Raw genomic sequence first — 20,493 nt, forward strand, 5'->3', positions numbered from 1 at the left:
CAACCATCGCAAGTCATTGAGAACAATGGCATTCCGCTATAGCGTTACCGTGCGACTCACATTCAAGACGAATAAACGCACCATAAACACACACAAAAAGTACGTGACGCCCCACAAAAGGGCTGATAAGCACCGTTTGCCCGGTTAACCCTTCCAACACCCGGCCAAAGCTGGCACCATCGCGCCCTTTTTACGCGAAGCCCGCGGTTTTTCGGGTTCAAACGGTTGTTCGGTTGTTGATGGCGCGACACGCTGCTGTGCCGATGCGACACCCTGCCGCACACCACCTGTTTACCCCAAGCCACGCTGTTGGCTGCTATCAAGACGCTATGCTAGCTTGGCGCCTCGCCAGGAAGGCGGCCCAACAGCGAAGATCGCAATGAACACAATGAGGACCCCACATGGCCGAGGCCACGCCCGCGCTTGAAATCCGCAACTTGCATAAACGCTATGGTGAGCTGGAGGTACTCAAAGGTATCTCGCTCACCGCTCGCGACGGCGATGTGATCTCGATCCTGGGTTCCTCCGGTTCCGGCAAGTCCACCTTCCTGCGCTGCATCAACCTGCTGGAAAACCCGCACCAGGGCCAGATCCTGGTGGCCGGCGAAGAACTCAAGCTCAAGGCCGCGAAAAACGGCGAGCTGATGGCCGCCGACGGCAAGCAGATCAACCGCCTGCGCAGCGAAATCGGTTTTGTGTTTCAAAACTTTAATCTGTGGCCGCACATGAGCATCCTCGACAACATCATCGAGGCCCCTCGCCGCGTGCTCGGCCAAAGTAAGGCCGAGGCCATCGAAGTGGCCGAAGCCCTGCTGGACAAGGTCGGCATCGCCGACAAGCGCCATGCTTACCCGGCGCAATTGTCCGGCGGCCAGCAACAACGGGCGGCCATCGCACGCACCCTGGCGATGCAGCCTAAAGTCATCCTGTTTGACGAGCCCACTTCGGCCCTTGACCCGGAAATGGTTCAGGAAGTACTTAATGTGATCCGCGCGCTGGCCGAAGAAGGCCGCACCATGCTGCTGGTCACCCATGAAATGGGCTTTGCCCGCCAGGTGTCCAGTGAAGTGGTGTTCCTGCACCAAGGCCTGGTCGAAGAGCAAGGGTCGCCACAGCAGGTGTTTGAAAACCCGCTTTCGGCGCGCTGCAAACAATTCATGTCCAGCAACCGCTAACGGAGCAACATGCATGCAGAACTATAAAAAATTCCTTCTGGCCGCGGCCGTCTCGATGGCGTTCAGCGCCACGGCCATGGCAGAAACCTTGAAAATGGGGATCGAAGCGGCCTACCCGCCGTTCAACAACAAAGACGCCAGCGGCAACGTCGTGGGCTTCGACAAAGACATCGGCGACGCCCTGTGCGCCAAGATGAAAATCGAAAAGTGCGAAGTGTATGTGTCCGACTGGGACGGCATCATCCCGGCCCTGAACGCCAAGAAATTCGACTTCCTGGTGTCCTCGCTGTCGATCACCGATGAGCGCAAGCAAGCCGTCGACTTCACCGACCCGTACTACTCCAACAAGCTGCAGTTCATCGCGCCGAAAGCCACCGCCGATTTCAAGACTGACGCGGCTTACTTGAAAGGCAAGGTCATTGGTGCACAGCGTGCAACCTTGGCCGGCACCTACCTGGAAGACAAGCTGCCTGACACCGAAGCCAAGCTTTATGACACCCAGGAAAACGCCTACCTCGACCTGACCTCCGGTCGCCTCGATGGCATCCTCGCCGACAAGTACGTGCAGTACGAATGGCTCAAGAGCAAAGACGGTTCAGCCTACGAGTTCAAAGGTGATCCGGTGGTCGAAAGCGACAAGATCGGTATCGCTGTACGCAAGGGCGACCCACTGCGCGAGCGCCTGAACAAAGCCCTGGCAGAGATCAAGGCGGACGGCACCTACAAGAAGATCAACGACAAGTACTTCCCTTTCAGCATCGAATGATCTGAACGGTATGCCCGACGCGCTCAGTTGAGCGCGTCGGCTTTTTGCACTGCCTGCCGCGATATGAAAACACCATGAATTTCGATCTCTACGGATTCGGCCCGGCGCTTGCCGCTGGCGCGCTGATGACCGTCAAACTGGCGCTCACGGCCCTGTGCCTGGGGCTGATGCTCGGCCTGGCCGGTGCCTTGGCCAAGACTTCTGCGCACAAACCGCTGCAATGGGTGGGCGGAGCCTATTCGACCATCGTGCGTGGCGTGCCGGAACTGTTGTGGGTGCTGCTCATTTATTTCGGCACGATCAATGTAGTGCGCGAACTGGGTGAAGTTTTCGGCATCCCCGACCTTTCGCTCAGCGCCTTCGCCGCCGGGGTCATCGCCTTGGGGTTGTGCTACGGCGCCTATGCCACCGAGGTTCTGCGTGGCGCGATCATCGCCATCCCCAAGGGCCATCGCGAAGCCGGTTTGGCGCTGGGGCTGTCGAAAACCCGGATTTTCACCCGCCTGATCATGCCGCAGATGTGGCGCATCGCGCTGCCAGGCCTGGGTAACCTGTTCATGATCCTGATGAAGGACACTGCGCTGGTCACGGTCATCGGCCTCGAAGAAATCATGCGTCACGCGCAGATTGCGGTCACCGTTACCCGGCAACCCTTCACCTTCTATCTGGTCGCGGCCTTCATCTACCTGGGCCTGACCTCGCTGTCGATGGTCGGCATGCATTTCCTGGAACAACGCGCCGCCCGCGGCTTCGTGAGGACGACGTAATGGAATGGGAAGTCATCATCAAGTGGCTGCCAAAGTTTATCCAAGGCGCCATCCTGACCCTGGAACTGGTGGGCATCGCTGTCATTCTTGGCCTGATACTCGCGATTCCGCTGGGCGTCGCTCGTGCGTCCAAGCGTTGGTATGTGCGTTCGCTGCCCTACGCCTACATCTTTTTCTTCCGTGGCACACCGCTGCTGGTGCAACTGTTCCTGGTCTACTACGGCCTGGCCCAGTTCGATGCCGTGCGCACCAGCGCCATGTGGCCGTACCTGCGTGATCCGTTCTGGTGTGCCACGGCCACCATGACCCTCCACACCGCCGCGTACATCGCCGAGATCCTGCGCGGTGCGATCCAGGCTATTCCCCCGGGCGAAATCGAAGCCGCTCGCGCCCTGGGCATGTCCAAGCCCAAGACGTTGTTCTACATCATCCTGCCGCGCGCCGCGCGTATCGGCTTGCCGGCCTACAGCAACGAAGTGATCCTGATGCTCAAGGCCAGCTCGCTGGCGAGTACGGTAACGCTGCTTGAGCTGACCGGCATGGCCAGGACGATCATTGCGCGCAACTACCTGACAGTGGATATGTTCTTCACCGCCGGTGTGTTCTACCTGCTGATGTCGTACCTGCTGGTACGCGGCTTCAAACTGCTGGAACGCTGGCTGCGCGTTGATGCCTGTCAAGGACGTTGAGGCACGCTTCCAGGCGCTGGATGCATTCCTGACCGAACACCAAGGGCTGTGGAAACCACGGCCCTTTACGCACCTGTATTTACCTTGGGAAACCCAGCACCCCGAACTCGCCCAGTGGCTACGCCGACGCTCGTTAGCCGCTGCCGAAGCCAGCCACAATCAGCCCCACGACCTGGCGGCACCCGCGCCGTTTCCGCAGCTTGCCGCGCAAGCCCGGCAGCTCAGTGCTGTGGATAAGTTACCGATGCAGCCCTTGGCACCCGCTCGCCATCGCCTTAGCGTCGATGTGCCTGGCCGTAAATGGGCACAAATCGAAGCGTTCGGCGCCGCGCTGCAGTTTGCGCAAAAGCCCAGGCACTGGTTGGACTGGTGTGCGGGAAAAGGCCATCTGGGTCGTCGCCTGTTGCAGGCAGATCAAGCATTGACCTGCCTGGAATACGACCCGGCGCTGATCGCCGCAGGCCAGGCCTTGAGCGAGCATCACGGCCTGCCCGTCACGCATTGCCTGCAAGACGTGATGGCCGCTGTGGCTATCGGCCCCGAACACACGCCCGTCGCCCTGCATGCCTGTGGCGACCTGCATGTACGCCTGCTGCACCTGGCCAGCGCCGCCGGCTGCAAACAGTTGGCGCTGGCGCCCTGCTGCTACAACCGCATCAACGCCCAGACCTACCAGCCACTGTCCAGCGCCGGTCGTGCTTCCCCCCTGCAACTGTCGATCGATGACCTCGGCCTGCCGCTGAGCGAAACCGTCACCGCGGGCAAACGGGTGCGTTTGCAGCGGGACACGTCCATGGCGCGACGCCTGGGTTTCGATCAACTGCAACGCCAGTTGCGTGGCTGTGACGAGTACCTGCCCACGCCGTCCCTGCCCGCGAGCTGGCTGGACAGGCCCTTCGCGGACTACTGCCACGCGCTGGCAAAACTCAAAGGGTTATCCACAGACGAACAGGATTGGGCGGGTTTAGAGGCGTATGGCTGGCGACGCCTGGCAGAGGTCAGAAATCTGGAATTGGTGCGTGGTCTGTTTCGGCGCCCGCTGGAGTTATGGCTGGTGCTGGATCGGGCACTGTTTCTCGGCGAAAACGGCTACAGGGTGGACGTCGGCACCTTTTGCGAACCGGCATTGACGCCGCGCAACTTGATGGTGCTTGCCGAGCGCGATTAAGGGGCGAAATTGTCGCGGCACAGCCTGTGGATAACTCTGTTGATGAATTCTTTACAGAGCCCGTAGCCATCTGCGTTACAGGCCAAAAGCCAGGCTGGTCATTTTTTGTTCACAAAATAAAACGCACTCAAAACAGGCAGTTGCGGCGTGATGAGAACGCCTCCACATAACGGCTGTTTCGGGACATTGCCCTCCAACCGATTGTGCATAAGCATCTGGCGTTAAGCGAATAAAGCGCAATTTAAAGCCGTTTTTTACGTGCAATCAACAGCCGGCAAAGCTCGGTGATATCGTCCCCCGCCAAGCTCAATGCCTGGCTATCCAATGGGTCGATACCAAACGCCAGCGCCTCGCTGATCGCCATATCGCGGTGCACCTCCAGAGGCTCTCTGGTGCCGAGCCGCTGCTTGAACGCCTCCACCATATCCAGGCTGAAGGCATTGTCCTCATCCAGTTGGTTGATCACAAAGTGCACATGCGGTGGGCGCTCGCGCTGAAGGTGCGGTGCCAACAGCCCGTCGAGTTGGTCCAGTGTGCCCAGGGAGGCGGCGTCGGCTTGGGCAATCACCAGCACCACGTCGGCCACGCTCAAGGCTTGATGGAAGTAGACGTTATTGCCGGCGGGGGTGTCGATGATCACGGTATGACGGGCGCTCAGGCCCAATGCAGACAGGCGCTGCGCCAACCAGTCCGGTTCATGTTTGAGCCAACGTTGCAGGTCGTCCTGCTGGCGCATATCGGTGTCGCCAAAGGTGATCACCCGACTGCCGACAAAGCCTGGCTGCTGGATATTGTGCCACTGCGCATTGCGCAGGCTTGTCGGGCCGATACCCGGCGAGGCGGGGCTGACACCGAAGTGCATCCGCAGGGCGTTCTGTGGGTCCAGGTCCACGGCGACCACCGACTCACCCAGGCGCTGCAAACCGCTGCTCAAGGCCGTCGCCAAGGTACTGCGCCCCACGCCGCCATTGACCGACACCAACGCCACCACGCACGGACGTCGTACCCCCTTATCCACGGACTGGGACTGCGCCTGCGTACTGGGGGTTTGAGGGGGAAACGGGGTGCCGTCATCCACGGGAATGCTGCCAAAAAAATGCAGCCGCGCATCCAGCCCTTGGGCATCACGGCTGACGTCTTTGCCCAGCAGAACGAGAAGACCATCTGTAAAGCTCATAGCGGATTCCTCATCACGGCGAAGCTTAACGACGTGAAAAGGCCAGCTCATCCGGCTGCTTACCGCAGGTCTTTTTGTCGTCGCCCTAGTGCAGGCAGTCTGCTTCAAGCCCGCAAAAGTGTCATTATTTTGATGCTTGCACTGTTTATTTTTTAGACAAACGGACAATCGTCAAATTACTGGCCAATCGTGATGACATCGTACGGCGTTTGCAAATCGCGCTCTGGAATCTCCCAAATCAACAACTTAGGCGGGGTTTGCTTGAACGCCGGGCTGTCGAAGTACGCCTTGGCCGCACCGGAGAATTCGCCGCCGTCCTTGCTGAAATTGCCCACAGGCGCATTCAGGGCCTTTTGCAGGAAGCCGACAAAGTTGGAGTTACGCGAGAACGACGTGCCGATCAGCGCCACATTGGGCAGGCCGGCATCGCCAAACAGGTCGTCGGCATTACTGGTCGCACCACCGGTTTCATGGGCCGTGCTGGCCGCGACCGATTCCCCTGGCGGCTGCAACGTGGGCGGCAACCAGTCGAGACCGGCCAGGCGCACCAAGTCGCCCGGACGCACGGCGAGCGGCGCCTGGGTGATGTCGAAGGTTTGCTCCGGCGTGGCCTTGATGCCGCGCTGCTGGGTACGCTGCGCCACGGCCTTGGCCCCCGCGTTGGAGCCGATTTCGCTCCAGTGGGTGTCGGTGCGCAGATAGGCTTCGGCGCCCAGCGGTTTCAATGTTTCGGTCAGGTCCAACGCGGAAACGCCGGCGGCCTGCAACATGGCGGTCCAATCCCGCACCCGGTTATCGAGCACCGCCGGGCGGTACAGGCCACAGCGTTGGGCGGCGGCGATGCGACTCTTGTCCGGCACCACAACCACTTGCAGGTCGATACCTTTTTGACCCAGTTGTTTTTGCAGGTCGATCACCGCCTGGGCCTTGGTCTGGGCATTGGCCTCGGCATGCCGGTTGATGCGCAGCTCATCGCTGATAAACAGCCAGCCGGGGCAACCCGGACGTACGCGCGGCCCGGTGTCGCCAAACGCCAGCCAGCTGCCGCCGCGCTCCAGGTTGGCGGCCTGGATCGCCATCGGCGCCTTGGACAGTTCCTTGGCAAACCGGTGGGTCAGGTCACCGTGCAGCAACATGTCCCTGTCGACCTTGGCCGGCACATAACTGATCGGCCCCTTCACCATCAGCCAAACGCAGGACAGCAGCCCCGCCGCCAAAAAGGGCACCAGCACCCAGGCCGCCAAGGGGCTGGTGCGAACGGCCAAGTCGCTCGGTGGAGTCGGCGCGGTAGGAGCAGGCATGGTCGGGCGTCCTTAGAACTGAAAGTACAGAAACGGTACGGCGTCGCGGCTGGCAATCAGCGCGAACGACAACACAAACCCGGCCACCGGCCACAGCGAGGCCGCCACCACAAACCACGGCTGGGTGCCGAAGCGCTGTTCGCAACGCACCTGCCAGATCGGCGCGATGATGCACACCAGCCCCAGCAACGCCGCCATGCCATGGGCCGGGCGCATGGCCACGGCCATCGCGTCACCCAAGGCCATGCCGTGCAGACCGAACTGGCCAGCGTACATCGTCAGTGCCGAATGGAAGTCCGGCGCGCGGAACAACGTCCAGGCCAGGCACACAAACAGCAGCGTGAGAACGTGCGCCAGCACCGGCGGAATGCTCGGCAAGCTCGACCGCGACCATGCGCGGTCAACACACAGCGCCACGCCGTGGGCCGAACCCCACAACAGGTAGTTCCAGCTGTCGCCGCCGTGCCACAACCCGGCAATCGCCATGGTCAGGAACAGGTTGCGGTAGGTGCGCCAGACGCCGTCACGGTTACCGCCCAGCGCGATGTACAGGTAGTCGCGCAGCCAACTGGACAACGACAAGTGCCAACGCCGCCAGAAGTCCTGGATGCTGCTGGCCAGGTACGGCCGGTTGAAGTTTTCCGGGAAGTGGAAGCCCAGCATCAAGCCCAGGCCGATGGCCATGGCGCTGTAGCCGGCGAAGTCGAAAAACAGTTGCAGCGAATACGCCAAGCAACCGATCCAGGCGTCCACCAGGCTGGGGTTCTCCAGGTGGAAGGCAATGTCCACCAGCGGCGACAAGGTGTCGGCCACCAGCACTTTCATGCCCATGCCGATCATGAAGCGCCGTGCGCCCAGGGAGAAATTCGCCCAGTTGAAATACCGCTGGCTCAGCTCACGGCGGACCCAGTCGTAACGGATGATCGGGCCCGCAATCGAGTGCCCGAACATCGAGATATAGGTGGCGTAGTTAATGAAGCTGCGCTCCACCGGCACCGTATGACGGTGCACATCCACCAGGTAGGAAATCGCCTGCAACACGATGAACGACAAGCCCGCCGGCAAGGCCACGCGCTGCCAGTCCAGCGGCATCGCACCGTACCAGGTGATCACCTCGCTCACCGTGCCGGCGACGATGTTGGCGTACTTGTACCAACACAGCACGGCCGTGTTGAACACGATCAACGCGATCAACAGGCGCACCCGGCCTTTGCCGTCCTCACGGGAGCGGTCCACCAGCAAGCCGCCGACCCATGCCACCACGGTCAACACCATGTGCAGGAACAGGAACAACGGGCTCAACCAGCCGTAGAACAACCAGCTGCCGATCAACAGGATCACGTTGCGCCAGCTCGGACGAGCCAGGGCATAGATCAACAGGAAGGCCGGCAGGAACAGCGTGAGGAATTCGAGTGAGGCAAAGACCATGGTGGTGTCGGGCCCGATCAGTTAGCGAGTGCGTCAGAGGCGAACAGCAACTTCGAGCCTGTGTCTGAAGGAACGGCCAATACGCTGTAGCGCTCGCCCGCCTTGAGGGTGAACGTCAACGGCTGGCCCACCGGCGAGCCGGCGCATTTGAGCTGCACCGACAATTCCACCGGGTTGATCATGCGCCGCTGCACGGCACCTTCAGCGACCTGCTTGAACAGGTCGGCCTTTTGCGCCACGGCTTCCAGGCTGGCGTCGGCGCAGGTGGCGTCGGCGTTGATGAAGGCCAGTGAGGCTTTGAGCGCATTGAAGTCGTCCGGCACTTCACGCACCACCAATTGGCGCGTGGCGCCCTTGGCATCGACCAGTGCAACCACCGTGGCAAATTCGCCCGGCGCCACTTTCACCGAGAAATCAGCGTTTTTGCCGCCGCTGCTCAATACGCCTTTGATCGGCTTGTCGCCGCCGACAACCGGCAGGAACGCCGACACGGGTTTGTCGCCGCTCAACACCAGGCTGGCCTTGGAACCGTCCGCCACCAGCTTCAATTCGCCAGGGGTGCCGTTGGCAAAACGCAGGAATGCTGCGTCTTGCTCCGGGCCGGTCGGGTACAGCGGGATGTCGGCACTGTAGGCGCTGACACTGGCGAGCAAGGTCGCCAGGCCCAGGGTCATCCGTTTCATTATTTGCTTCCTTTACCGTAGGCCGATGGCGGCAGGTCACCCAAGGCTGTACCGATGGCCTTGGCCCACTTCTGGTAGCCGTCGATGGTGAAGTGCTGGCCGTCGGTGGTGATCCACTCGCCTGGCTTCGAGAACGTCAGCGAGTCGATGTAGGTGCACGGCGCCACGTTACTGGCGAGGAACGACGACATCAGCTTGGTGCGGGTGTCGTCTTTCTTGTACTGCGAACCGACCTTGCCCCATGGCGGGCCGACCCACACGCACTTGGTGCCGGTGTCGGTGATGGCTTTGGTCAGCGAGGTCACGCTTTTCCAGGCCCAGGCTTTAGGGAACACCGGGTTGGCGTAGGAGCCCATGGTGTCGCCGATGATCAACACGACCACGTCGGGTTTGTCTTTGGCGATCAGCTCCTGGATCGGCGTGGTGCTCATGGCGTTTTTGCCATAGATCACGGCCTTGCCGGTGGGCGTGCGCTCGCCGCCGCATTCGACTTTTTTCGGCACAACCCAATCCGCCGCACCGGCACCGCACGCACCGATGGAGTGAACCACCGCGCCTTGCTTGGTGAGGTTGTCTTGCAGCGGGTTGAGCAACGAATCGGGAAAGCTCATATGACTTTCGCCCAATACCAGCATGGTTAGGCCGGCAATCGCAGAAACAGGCATGAATGACTCCGATTAATCAGTTGGAATAAGGGGAACGGTACGGGCTGACCGGCAAGGGCATAGGCCCGCTCAGGTCTTCGAACAAGTAGCGCAGATAAGCATTACCGGCGTACTGGCGGTAGTCCTGGGCGTTGTCGAGACCGATTTCGCCGCCCAGGTAGAAGCGCGAGCTCAAGCGGTATTCGGCGGCGGCGTTGAAGCTGTAGCCGACGCCAGTCTTGCTGGTGCTGTCGTACTTTGGATTATTTTTGGTGGCTTGAAGCGTGCTGTCGCCAGGGAAATAATCCGCGCCATCTTGCGCGATATGCTGCAGGCCCACCGAACTTTTTACCTGGTAACTGAAGCGGTCAAAGCTTTGCGCCCAACGAATCGGTACGCCGAGGGAGAAAAAGCGCTGCGGGCTGAAGTAACCGCCGTTGCCGTAGGTGTAGAAGTCCTGGTTTTCCTTGAAGGTCATCGCCGAACCGCTGATACCCAGGGTCAACGTGTCGCGCGGGTTGTTACGCAGGTACCAGTAGATACCGCTGCCCAACTCCAGGCGGGTGTTGTCTTCAACATTGTTGCCCAGCAACTCATGCAACGACGCGTAGCCGTAGACGCCCAGTTTCTGGTTGTCATAGCTCAGCTCGCCACGGCCGCCGTTGGCGGTGACGCCCCCCCACTTGTTGCCCGCGCCGTCTTCGGAGCCGGCAAAGGAAGTGACGCTGTCGGTGACCGGGCGCCGCGAGATGTTGGCGCCGTAGCGGAAGTTCGAATTGGCCTCGAACGGACGCGACACGCTCACGCCGCCCACGAGAGTGTTGTAGAGGAAGCCCAGAGGGCTCACGCCGACGTCAGCCTTGAGGCCTTGATCCGGGTTTTCAAACGCCACGGCCAAACCGACACCGCTATCGCTCTGAGAGCCCGCCGGCTCTGTGCCGCCTTTACCAAAGCGCGACAACGACTCAGCCTTGACGCTACCAGCACTCAAATGCACCGGCGTCACCCGCAGCGCCACAGTGTTATCCCCCACCGGCATCCGCGCTTCAAACGGCGCTTCCACATCGGTGATTTTGCTCAAGCCTTTCTCACCGTTGTTGCTGCGTACGCTCAAGCCCTGCACCATATAACCGGTACGGTCACGCAGGATAGTGTCCAGCGCACGACGCGCCGGGCTCAGCTCGGGGCTGTCGATCGACGCAATGCTCGATGGCGGCACAAACGGGTCGCTCAAGTCGTTGGACGTGGCACTCGCAAACGCGTTGGACGTCACGGACTTGGTCGGTGCATCGATCGGTGGCGGTACCGCGCCGGCAACGGTCAGGTCGGTGACCTGGCGACGCTGGCCCGGCAAGCCCACGAACGGGTTATACGACGTACCTGGAGCGCTGGCCTGGGCTACCTGGGTCTTGGCCTTCATGGCGTTTTCAATCGCCAGGGCCTTGCGCAGCAGTTCCGCGGCTTCGCTGTTCTTGCCCAGGCCCTGATAGATGCGCGCGACCGAGGTGAGGATCTCCGGGTTACCCGGCTCCAGGGCCAACGCCTTGTCACTGGCGCTTTGCGCCAAGCCACGGTCATTACCTTTCAGGGCGATGTCCGCCAGGCCCAGTTGCAGGCGCGCATTATTGGGGTTCTGCTGGATCAACGGCGCGTACAGCTCCATGGCCTTCTTGCCATTGCCGCTGGCGGCGTACATCCGCGCCAGGGCGCCGACGCCCAAGGCGTCGTTCGGGCGCTGGGCCAGGGCCGGGGACAGCATGTCGTAAGCCGCCACCAGGTCGTTCTTCTCACGCAGGGCGTCGGCCTGCTTGACCCGGTACAGGTAGATCAAATCGTCGTAGCGCTGGCGGCCGGTCTCGGTCAAAGGCTGGCCTTGTACTTCGCGCAGGATCTCGCCCGCCTCACTGTATTTGTTGGCCTTGAGCAGCACGTTGGCGTACAGCAGCTTCTGGTCGACCGTCGGGTTGGGGTTGTTCTCCACCACCTTCTGCATCATGTCCAGACCGTACTGCGCAGCCCCCACTTCCACATAGGCGGCGGCCAACACGGCCACACGCTCGGGTTTATTGCGGGTCAGCGGTTCGGAACGTCCGAGCAACGCCAAGGCTTCCGGGCGCTGGCCACGGCGAGCGGTTTCGATAGCGATGTCGGTCTGCTGGTGCAGCGCGATGTCGGTCGCCAGTTCGTTCATGTCCGCCGTGCGCTGTGCCGTGGGGATACGCCCCAAGGTGGCCTCGGCTTGCTTCCACTCGCTCAATTGCGCCGACAACAAGGTGCTGGTGTACAGCGCATCGGGTTGGTTGGGCTGGGACTTGAGCAAGCCGTCGATCAAGGCTCGCGCGTTGCGGATCTGCCCGTCGCGCAGGTACATGCGCGCCAAGGCGAAGCGGGTCCAGGGGTTTTCCGGGTCGGCATCGAGGGCCTGGCGATAGGCGGCTTGCGCGGCCTTCAGATCCCCCCGCTGCTCGGCCAGCTTGCCCACCTGGGTCGCGCGCAACGCGTTGATTTTCACACTCGGTGCGAACTTGGCGCGCTGGGCCGGCGACACCGAGTCGATCAGCTTCAAGGCTTCATCCGGCTGGCCCGACTGGGACAGCACGTTGATCAAGCCGCTCAAGGCATCCGGGTCGCCAGGGTGGCGAGCCAGCACTTTGCGGTAGCCCGCTTCGGCGTCGTCGAACTGGTTGTCCTGGGCCTGGAAGCCCGCCAGCGCAATAGCCGCGCCAGGCTGGCCTGGGTTCAGGCGTTCGGCCTGGGCCACCAGGTCGCGGGCCTGGGCGCTACGACCGGCACGCTGGGCGTCACGGCTTTGGCTGATCAGGTTCCAGTAGCGCACATCATTCAAGGCCGACTGCCAAGCAGCGCCACCCGGCAAGCGCGTGGCTTGGACCAGGTAGTTTTCCGCGTCGCTGTAGCGCTCTTGCTGTTGACGCAACACGCCCATGCCGCCGAGGGCATCAACGTCATTGGATTTTTGCGCAAGGCGCGCCGCCAGCAGAGGCTCGGCGGTTTTCAGGTCGCCGTCATCCAACGCCTTGAAAGCCTTGGTCATCTGCGGATCACGCTGCCAGGTGCCACCGCCTTTACCTTGGGCGATGCCTTTGTTCATCAGCGCGCGGATCTCGCTGTCATCCGGGTGCACGGTGAGGAACTGCTGGAACAGCGAAACCTGGTCCGGCTTCGGCGGGCCGAGCCAGACCAGCGCGAAGCGCCAGGTTTCGTCGGCGTTGCCGCCCACGTCGTTGTTCGATGCCAGTTTAGCCAGGGCCCGTATACCGTCAGGCCGGGTGGCCGGGTTACGCGCCAGGTGCTTGGCCAGGAACAGCGCAACGATCGGGTCGTTCGGGCGTTCACGGGTCAGGCGCTGCAGGCCGGCGATGGCCTCGCTGCTGCCTTTGGCGGTAAAGCCCAGGGTGTTGTAGTACTCGCGGGCGATCAGGCCTTGAGGCTGACGGCCCTGGAAAATCTGGCGATACAACGCCACAGCCTGTTCACGCTCGGCCTCCGGCTCGCCCAGTTCACGCGCCTGTTCCAGCAACTTGGCGTTGTCCGGAACCGCAACGGTGATGTCCTGTTCCAGTTGCAAGGCCTGGCGCGGCACCGGGCTCAACGCTTGCAAACGGGCCAGGTACTTTTGCGCTTCGGCCGGGTGGTTCTGTTGCACCTGGATCAGGCCGATCCCGTACAGCGCATCCGGTTGGTCCGGGCTCAGGCGCAGCAATTTCTGCCAGGTTTCCAGGGCGCGTTCGGGGTTCTTTTTCGCCTGCCAGTAGTAGCCCTGCTCAATCAGCAGGGACTGCGGGTCGCTGGTTTCAGCGACGCTGGCGGTGGAGGCCAGGGCGGCGAGAATCGCAATGGCTAGCGTGTGACGGCGCATGCGGCCTCCCAGGAAAGTTTGACCGTACCGTCTTGTTCAAAACGGTACTTCTGATCGGCAAAGCCCTGGCTGAACAGGCTGAGCATGTAGTCGTAGTAGATCGGCTGCGCGGTGTCCGGCGCCGAAGGGGCCAGGGCTTTGGCGAGCGCGTCGTCGACCTTGGCCTTCTGCAACTGCGCCAGCGCGGTTTCGCCGCGAGCCTGGAAGAAGGCGACGGTGGAGGCCGAGAAGCCCATCGGCGTATAGCCGTTGTTTTTCTCGACTTCGCCGGTCAGTACATGGATTTTTTCCGGTGGGTAGCCGGTGGCCGATGCTGCGGTGGCCCGCGTCATGCCGCCCAGGGATTTCAACATGGGCGCCGCCAGCGGATCGCCCTTGGCGGTCATGCCGGCCCACATGTAAGTGCGGATCGCGTCATAGCTGCCCAGGTCATCGGAAAACGGGTCGACCACGAACAGCCCGGTGTTGGCGCTGGTGGCGCGGTAACCGACCCAGTTGGCCGCGAGGCCGTGAGGGTTGCTGGCCGTATCGGCAAGCATTTTGGCGTTGCTGTCGGCCACCTCATTCCAGCCGGTATTCGGGCGTTCTTTGTGGAAGCGACGCAGTTGCGCCAGCACCTGATAGCTCGGGTTGAAGCGCCACAGGCCACCGGCGTGCACGTAGCCCACCGGGCCTGGCAACAGCATCTTGCCGAGGCCAGGCACACGCACGATCAGATTGCGTTCAACGTTGGCCAACAACAATTGCGCGTCGGCACGGTACTGCGGTGCATTCCACACGCGCGCCGCTTCGAGCAAGGCGTAGGCCATCCACAAGTCGGCGTCGCTGGCGGAGTTCGGGTCGATCACACCCCACGTGTTATCGGCTTTTTTGCCCCACAACCAGCCGGGCAGGTTCTGGCCGATGTCGGCGCCCGACATGTTGGCCTTGGTCCAGGTCCACAGCTTGTCGAAGCTCGCACGGTCGTTGCCGACCAAGGCAAAGAACATCGCATAGGATTGGCCTTCCGAGCTGCTCTCGGTGGGTTTCATGGACGAGTTCAGCACGCGCCCATCATCCTGCACGAAGCGCTTGGCGTAGTTCTGCCACAACGGCCAGTCGCAGGTTTGCGCTTGCGCGCTACCGACGAACATCACCGCGCCCAGCGCCGCCAGGGCCATGCTCTTAAGCGGGCTCATGCCAACCGCCGTTTTGCACGGGCACGCAGCGACAAGTAGATCAGGCTGGTGACCACGGCCAGGCCGAGGAAGGTGATCAACAGCATCCAACCCAGGTTCTGCGACAGTTGCCACTGCATGAATTTGAAGTAGTTGAGCTTGCCGACGTAGTACTGCTCATCGCCTACCAGCGAGCTGATTTGCGTGCCTTGCACCACCGCCAGGCTGCCTTGGATCGAGTCTTTATAGTCGTCACCGCCGATCAGCGCGTTGGTCGCTTCCAGCAGGCCCTGAGGCTGGTTGCTGGCGATCAGCACCACGCTGCGACCGCTCTTGAGCGGCGATTGGAAACCCGCCAGCCACGTGCTGTTGCTCAGGCCCTTGAAGGTAATGCCGGTGTTGGCCGGGTGTTGGTTGGCCGCCGGGTCCGGGCTGATCCAGCTGCGCACATAACGTGGCAGGTCAGACAGTAGGAACTGGTGTTGCTCGCCATCGCTGGTCGCCGGCAGGTATTGCTGCCACTGCTTGAGCAGCGGTTGGTTGGCAGCGGTGGCGAGCACCAACAGGTCTTTGTCGGCAACGCTTTGCACGTCTTTGGCCTGCACTACTTTTACCGCAGTGGCCGGGTAGCCGGTGGCTTCGCCAAAACGGCCAAGCACCGTCAGGTAGGCGGTCAGCTCGTCGGTACCGTAATTGTCGGGCATGACCACGGCCGACTCCGACAGGTCAGCCAAACGGGTGAACGGGAAACCCGAGTCGTTGAACACGCCCAGGTTCGGCATGGCGATGTAGTGCTGGTAGCCCGTGACGTCGAGGGTCGAGTCCGGGTCGACCGAACCGCGCATGTTGTCGACGATGATGTCGCGGCATTCGCCTTCTTTGATGTAGTCGTACATGAAGCGCACTTGCAGCTTGGACTTGGGCGATGCCGAGCTGATCGGCAACAGGGTCGTCACTTCACGCGGCAGGCTTTCGTCTTTCTTCAACTGGTCGAGCAGGGTTTGGCCGCCGCCCAGGTTGCTCACCGACGGCAATGCCACGGACTTCATGAACTGATCATTCAGGCCGATCAGCAGCGAGGAGTTGGTCGACACCTGCTGCGGCGTGTAGCGGTATTTGAGTTTGAGCGGCACACCCTCTTCACGCCAGTTGAACAGGTCTGGCGGCAGGCGCATATCGACGCTGATCGCGCCTGGGTTGTAGCCCGACACGCTGAGTTTTTGCTGTTCGATCAACTCGCCCAGGCGGACCGGGCGGTTGCTTGGCAGCCAGTTCGGGGCATCGTATGGACGACGCGGTGCGAGGGTATCCAGCTTGGTGATCACCACGCTGTTACCGGCCAATACCGGGTTGCCCAGCACCACCGCGTTAGCGGCGCGCTTGAGTTCTGCACCGTCACGGCCGGTGACGATCAGCAGCTTGCCGTTGGCGTCGTTCGGGTTGGCGATGAGGGTGAGGGTCGGGCCGGCCGGCTTGGCAACGGCAACACCGTGTATGTCCATCGCGTCGGCGGTTTGCACCAGCACGATGGCGTTGCCTTTGGCCGGCAGCTCACCGAGGGTGGTCGGGAACGTCGCGCCGCGGTAGCTGGCGAGGCCGCCGATCCACGACGACAGAGCACCGGCGGCTTCCAGCGCGGCGCTGTCGGGAGCGGTGGCGAACACGAACGGCAGGCTCACCTGGCGTGCGTCACGCTTGTCGAAGAACGGCAGCGGCAGCACGGCCAAGTCGTCTTTGAGCACGATCGGCTCGACCTGCACTTTCAGCTCACTGCTGTTGCTGATCTTGGCCCACAGGCTGCTGTGCAGCGGGTCTTCGCAAGACATGGTGTAGTGGCCGATGAACTGCAGGCTCAGGCGGTTGAACTCGGTGATCAAGTGCGCCGGGATCTGCACCAACTGCTCTTGCGGCGTGCCCGCGCCTTCTTTAGGCAGCGGCAGGCTGGCGGCGACTTCGCCGTTGACCAGCACGTTGATCTGCGACAGATCGGCCAGCAGCGCCGGCGAGTAGCTGTACTTGAGCAACAATTGCGCGCCCTTCACCACTTCATCGGCACGGATATCAAAGTTGACGCTGTCGGACGACTCCACACCTTGCAGGTTCATGGTGTCGCGACGCCCCAATTGCTTGAGGGTCAGGCTGTAGCCGGTGTCGGTACTTTGTACCGGCACGGTGGCAACCGCTTGCTCGGCAGCTTGCGCGAGGGTGTTGAAGCCCATCAGCGAGGCGATCATCAGCGCCAGTGCACGGCGCGGATGAGGGCGAGCGAATATGTTCGAGGTCATGGCTTGTCCATCAGCGTATCTAGCGGTTTTGTGGGGGTGCGGCTCAAGGCCAGACGCAGTTCGTGTAGGGTGGCGCGGCCGAGGGTGAACAAGCCGCCGATGCCGATGGAGCCGACTTCGCGCAGGGCCGCCAGCGGCGTATCCGGCTGACCGGCGCCCCAACTCGCGGCCCAGGTATCGGCCCGGGAGAAGGTCAGGCGAACCAGTTCGCTTTGCTGGCGCAGGCTGAGGGCTTCGAATTGGGCGCCGATCTGCGCGCCCTTGCTGAACACCACGCGGGCGTCAAACAGGCTGTCCTGGCCGTTGCGCGACAGTACCAATTGCACGCGTTCGCCCTGGGTGATCGAGTGACCATCGGAAAGCATCAAGCCGAAGCCGTTTTGCGAGAAGTCCTGGGTGGTGCCATCAAGCACGCGGCCGTCGGTGCAAATGATGCTCACGGGCAGCTTGGCGCTGACACGCGGCTCGGAACGCACTTGGCGTGCTTCCGAGGCCACGGCTACGGCGGCACTGGTGATGATCAGGTTATAGAGGGTCCAGGTCAGGTTGATCGCCACGGTCACGGCAGTGGACGCATCGCCCCAGATCAACTGGTGGATACCGAAGCCGAGGCCGACCAGGTTCACCGCCAACAACACCAGGTACGGGCGCGCGAGTTTCCAGTCGAAGAACTGCTTGTCGATGATGCCGCCCTTGTCGGTGACGTTAAAGCCACCCGCCTTGGGGTTGACCAGCGCCACCAGCACCGGCGGCAGGATGTACCAGGCGAGTACGGTCTCGTAGACCTCGTTCCAGAACGAGTGACGGAAACGCCCCTGGATCCGCGAGTTGGTCAGGCTGGAGTGCACCAAATGCGGTAGCACGTAGGCAACGATCATCAACGCCGACGCATGGAAAATTTCTGCGCCAAACACCAGGTAGGCCAACGGCGCGGTCAGGAACACCAGGCGCGGCAAACCATAGAAGAAGTGCAGCATGGCGTTGGCATAACAGATGCGCTGGCCCCACTTCAGGCCTTTGCCCAGCAGCGGGTTGTCGGTGCGGAAAATCTGCGCCATGCCCCGTGCCCAGCGAATACGCTGGTTGATGTGGCGCGACAGGCTTTCAGTGGCCAGGCCCGCGGCTTGCGGGATGGCCAGGTAAGCGGTGTTGTAGCCCAGGCGGTTGAGCTTGAGCGCGGTGTGGGCGTCTTCGGTCACGGTCTCAACGGCTACGCCGCCGATTTCCAGCAGCGGCTCACGGCGGATCACGGCACAGGAGCCACAGAAGAAGGTGGCGTTCCACAGGTCGTTGCCGTCCTGCACCAGGCCGTAGAACAGCTCACCTTCGTTGGGCACGGCGCGGAACGTGTCGAGGTTCTTTTCAAACGGGTCCGGGGAGAAGAAGAAGTGCGGCGTTTGCAGCATCGCCAGCTTCGGATCTTTCAGGAACCAGCCCAGGCTCACTTGCAGGAAGGAACGCGTCGGCACGTGGTCGGCGTCGAACAGGGCGATGTATTCGCCGTCGGTGACCTTCAACGCTTCGTTGAGGTTACCGGCCTTGGCGTGGAAGTTATTGTCGCGCCGGATGTAGTTCACGCCGACCTTGCGGCAGAAGTCGCGGAAGTCGTCGCGGCGACCGTCGTCGAGCACGTGGACGCGCAGCTTGTCCTTGGGCCAGTCCATCGCCTGGGCGGCGAAAATAGTCAGTTTTACGATGCTCAACGCTTCGTTATACGTCGGGATGAACACGTCGACCGTCGGCCACTCTTCCGGCTCGGTCTTGAGCCATACCGGCGTGCGGCGCAGCGGCCAGGCGGTTTGCACGTAGCCGAAGATCAGCACGATCAGGGCATAGAACTCGGCCGCGACCAGGCCGTAGCCGAAGAACATGTCGACCCAGGTTTCAAAACCGAGGGTGGAGGTGAGGCGCCAGAACATGTAGCGCAACGACGCCACCAGTGACAACACCACCAAGGCGAGGATCGCCAGGCGCCCCGGGATCTTGCGCAGTACCAGCACCGCCAGGAAGCACACGGCGGCAAACAGGCATTGGCTGTAGAGGTCGAGCGGCGCGCTGATAATGCCCAGCAGCAGCATGGCGCCGAGCACGCAACTGGCAACAACCAGTACCGTACGCAGCGCCGAAGGCCACCGATTGAAGCGCGCGATGGCGCCATTTAGGCGCTGTTCAGCGCGCCCTTCGACGAAGGGCGTGGAGGACGTAGTGTCGGTCATGGGAGGTCCGAGTCGATTCGTTCGAGCAATGCGCGGCACAGGGCATGGATGTCCTGGCTGCCGATACTGTTGACGGTGGGGTCAAGGGGATCACGCCCGTAGGCCTGGGCTTCGCTGAACGCGGGGTCGCGGTGGACCATCCCCAACAGGGCAGCACCCAGGCGGGTCTTGAACACCTCGGCCATGTCCAGGCTGAAGCGGTGCGCACCGTCCAGTTGGTTGATCACATAGAAGCGTTGTGGCGGTTTTTTGCGATTGAGAGAGGGCTTGAGCACGCTGTCCATCTGATCGAGCGTGCTGAACGACGCCACGTCCGGCTGCACCACTACCAGCACTGCGTCGGCAACCGACATGGCTTGGCTGAAGTACACGGTATTGCCGGCCGGGACGTCGATGATCACGGTGTCCTGGCCGTTCAATTTGAGGCCGGCCAAGCGTTTGCTCAGCCACTCTTCATCCTGGCCCAGCCAGCGATTCAGGCTCTGTTGCTGCTCGTGGTCGGTAGCACCGAATGCCACCAGGCGGCACCCGGCAAAACCGCGCTCGGGCAGCGCTTCCCAGCTTTCATTGAGCAAGCTGGTCGCGCCCACGCCGGGCATGTCGAGGCCCAGGCACAAGTGGTGGCGCAGGGCGTTTTGCGGGTCCAGGTCCAGGGCCAGTGCCGGGCGCCCCTGACGCTGCAAACCACTGGCAATCGCGGCAGTCAGGGTGCTGCGGCCAACGCCGCCTTTTACCGAGACAACCACCACGACTTTGGGGCTGGAATGCTCCGAGTACACCTCACCGTCCCGCCCTTCCACCACTTCGGGCGGCTGCAGGTGGTCGGCTTCGCCTTGGCTCAGCTCTTCCAACAGACGCAGCAAAGGCGCTGACGGCGCTTCAATCACAGGCAGGGCTCGAACGACCGCCGGGGTTTCCAGGACCTCTACATCGTCCTCGATGAACTCGTGGACGAAGTCGATCTCGCGGTAGCCACTCGGGTTGGCACCCAGCTTGTTGAATAGTTTTGAAATGTCATCTGCTCGACTCACTCACTGCCCCTCCCCACCTGGTTTGCGCTTTAAAGGCGATAAAAAGGTCAGCAATAGGCTGACCTTGTATTTTTTTAGTTATGTGGTGTCGGGCGCATTCTGTGATATCACAATGATGGTGTCAGTATT

General features: G+C 61.9%; 15 protein-coding genes. 5 read left to right on the forward strand and 10 right to left on the reverse strand.

What is annotated here, in order from left to right:
• Positions 1-401: 401 nt before the first annotated feature.
• From AO064_RS17395 to AO064_RS17415, 5 genes are all read left to right on the forward strand, one after another.
• A complete protein-coding gene (locus tag AO064_RS17395) occupies positions 402-1,175 on the forward strand; it encodes an ABC transporter ATP-binding protein (protein WP_012721734.1) in 774 nt (257 codons plus the stop codon).
• A 13-nt stretch (positions 1,176-1,188) separates the two neighbouring features.
• Positions 1,189-1,941 carry an ABC transporter substrate-binding protein gene (locus AO064_RS17400; protein ID WP_064054119.1) on the forward strand — a complete coding sequence of 251 codons (753 nt, stop codon included), beginning with the start codon at positions 1,189-1,191 and terminating at the stop codon, positions 1,939-1,941.
• A 74-nt stretch (positions 1,942-2,015) separates the two neighbouring features.
• Positions 2,016-2,708, forward strand: a complete 693-nt coding sequence (locus tag AO064_RS17405) for an ABC transporter permease (protein WP_046034625.1) — start codon at positions 2,016-2,018, stop codon at positions 2,706-2,708.
• The gene (locus AO064_RS17410; RefSeq protein ID WP_012721732.1) at positions 2,708-3,397 is read left to right on the forward strand and encodes an ABC transporter permease; all 690 of its coding nucleotides are present in this window, start codon (positions 2,708-2,710) and stop codon (positions 3,395-3,397) included. The genes AO064_RS17405 and AO064_RS17410 overlap by 1 nt, the downstream gene beginning before the upstream one ends.
• Positions 3,378-4,565 (forward strand): methyltransferase, encoded by a 1,188-nt coding sequence (locus tag AO064_RS17415; RefSeq protein ID WP_064054120.1) that lies wholly within the window; start codon positions 3,378-3,380, stop codon positions 4,563-4,565. Before AO064_RS17410 ends, AO064_RS17415 begins: the two co-directional genes overlap by 20 nt.
• Before the next feature lie 241 nt (positions 4,566-4,806).
• Here AO064_RS17415 and bcsQ (AO064_RS17420) read toward each other — a convergent pair whose 3' ends face one another.
• The 10 genes from bcsQ (AO064_RS17420) to bcsQ (AO064_RS17465) all read right to left on the reverse strand — a co-directional run bounded on the left by bcsQ (AO064_RS17420) (position 4,807) and on the right by bcsQ (AO064_RS17465) (position 20,364).
• Positions 4,807-5,742: a cellulose biosynthesis protein BcsQ gene (gene bcsQ / locus AO064_RS17420; protein WP_064054121.1), complete on the reverse strand. Its 936-nt coding sequence runs from the start codon at positions 5,740-5,742 to the stop codon at positions 4,807-4,809.
• A gap of 176 nt (positions 5,743-5,918) precedes the next feature.
• Entirely contained in the window at positions 5,919-7,043 is a 1,125-nt protein-coding gene (locus tag AO064_RS17425) for an alginate O-acetyltransferase AlgX-related protein (protein ID WP_064054122.1), read from the reverse strand.
• Between the two features lie 12 nt (positions 7,044-7,055).
• Complete coding sequence (locus AO064_RS17430; protein ID WP_064054123.1) at positions 7,056-8,471, reverse strand: MBOAT family O-acyltransferase; 1,416 nt, start codon at positions 8,469-8,471, stop codon at positions 7,056-7,058.
• Positions 8,472-8,488: 17 nt separating this feature from the next.
• On the reverse strand, positions 8,489-9,154 hold the full coding sequence (locus tag AO064_RS17435) for a hypothetical protein (RefSeq protein ID WP_064054124.1): 666 nt from the start codon (positions 9,152-9,154) through the stop codon (positions 8,489-8,491).
• A complete protein-coding gene (locus AO064_RS17440) occupies positions 9,154-9,819 on the reverse strand; it encodes an SGNH/GDSL hydrolase family protein (protein WP_064054125.1) in 666 nt (221 codons plus the stop codon). Before AO064_RS17440 ends, AO064_RS17435 begins: the two co-directional genes overlap by 1 nt.
• A 16-nt stretch (positions 9,820-9,835) precedes the next feature.
• Positions 9,836-13,675 carry a cellulose biosynthesis protein BcsC gene (locus tag AO064_RS17445; protein WP_064054126.1) on the reverse strand — a complete coding sequence of 1,280 codons (3,840 nt, stop codon included), beginning with the start codon at positions 13,673-13,675 and terminating at the stop codon, positions 9,836-9,838.
• Positions 13,657-14,853 (reverse strand): cellulose synthase complex periplasmic endoglucanase BcsZ, encoded by a 1,197-nt coding sequence (bcsZ, locus tag AO064_RS17450; RefSeq protein ID WP_064054127.1) that lies wholly within the window; start codon positions 14,851-14,853, stop codon positions 13,657-13,659. The genes AO064_RS17445 and bcsZ overlap by 19 nt, the downstream gene beginning before the upstream one ends.
• Entirely contained in the window at positions 14,850-17,117 is a 2,268-nt protein-coding gene (gene bcsB / locus AO064_RS17455) for a cellulose biosynthesis cyclic di-GMP-binding regulatory protein BcsB (RefSeq protein ID WP_012721723.1), read from the reverse strand. The genes bcsZ and bcsB overlap by 4 nt, the downstream gene beginning before the upstream one ends.
• The gene (bcsA, locus tag AO064_RS17460; RefSeq protein ID WP_064054128.1) at positions 17,114-19,333 is read right to left on the reverse strand and encodes a UDP-forming cellulose synthase catalytic subunit; all 2,220 of its coding nucleotides are present in this window, start codon (positions 19,331-19,333) and stop codon (positions 17,114-17,116) included. The genes bcsB and bcsA overlap by 4 nt, the downstream gene beginning before the upstream one ends.
• Positions 19,330-20,364, reverse strand: a complete 1,035-nt coding sequence (gene bcsQ, locus AO064_RS17465) for a cellulose biosynthesis protein BcsQ (protein ID WP_122256320.1) — start codon at positions 20,362-20,364, stop codon at positions 19,330-19,332. The genes bcsA and bcsQ (AO064_RS17465) overlap by 4 nt, the downstream gene beginning before the upstream one ends.
• Positions 20,365-20,493 lie beyond the last annotated feature (129 nt).

The sequence above is a fragment of the Pseudomonas marginalis genome, from assembly GCF_001645105.1.
GTDB lineage: Bacteria > Pseudomonadota > Gammaproteobacteria > Pseudomonadales > Pseudomonadaceae > Aquipseudomonas > Aquipseudomonas petroselini.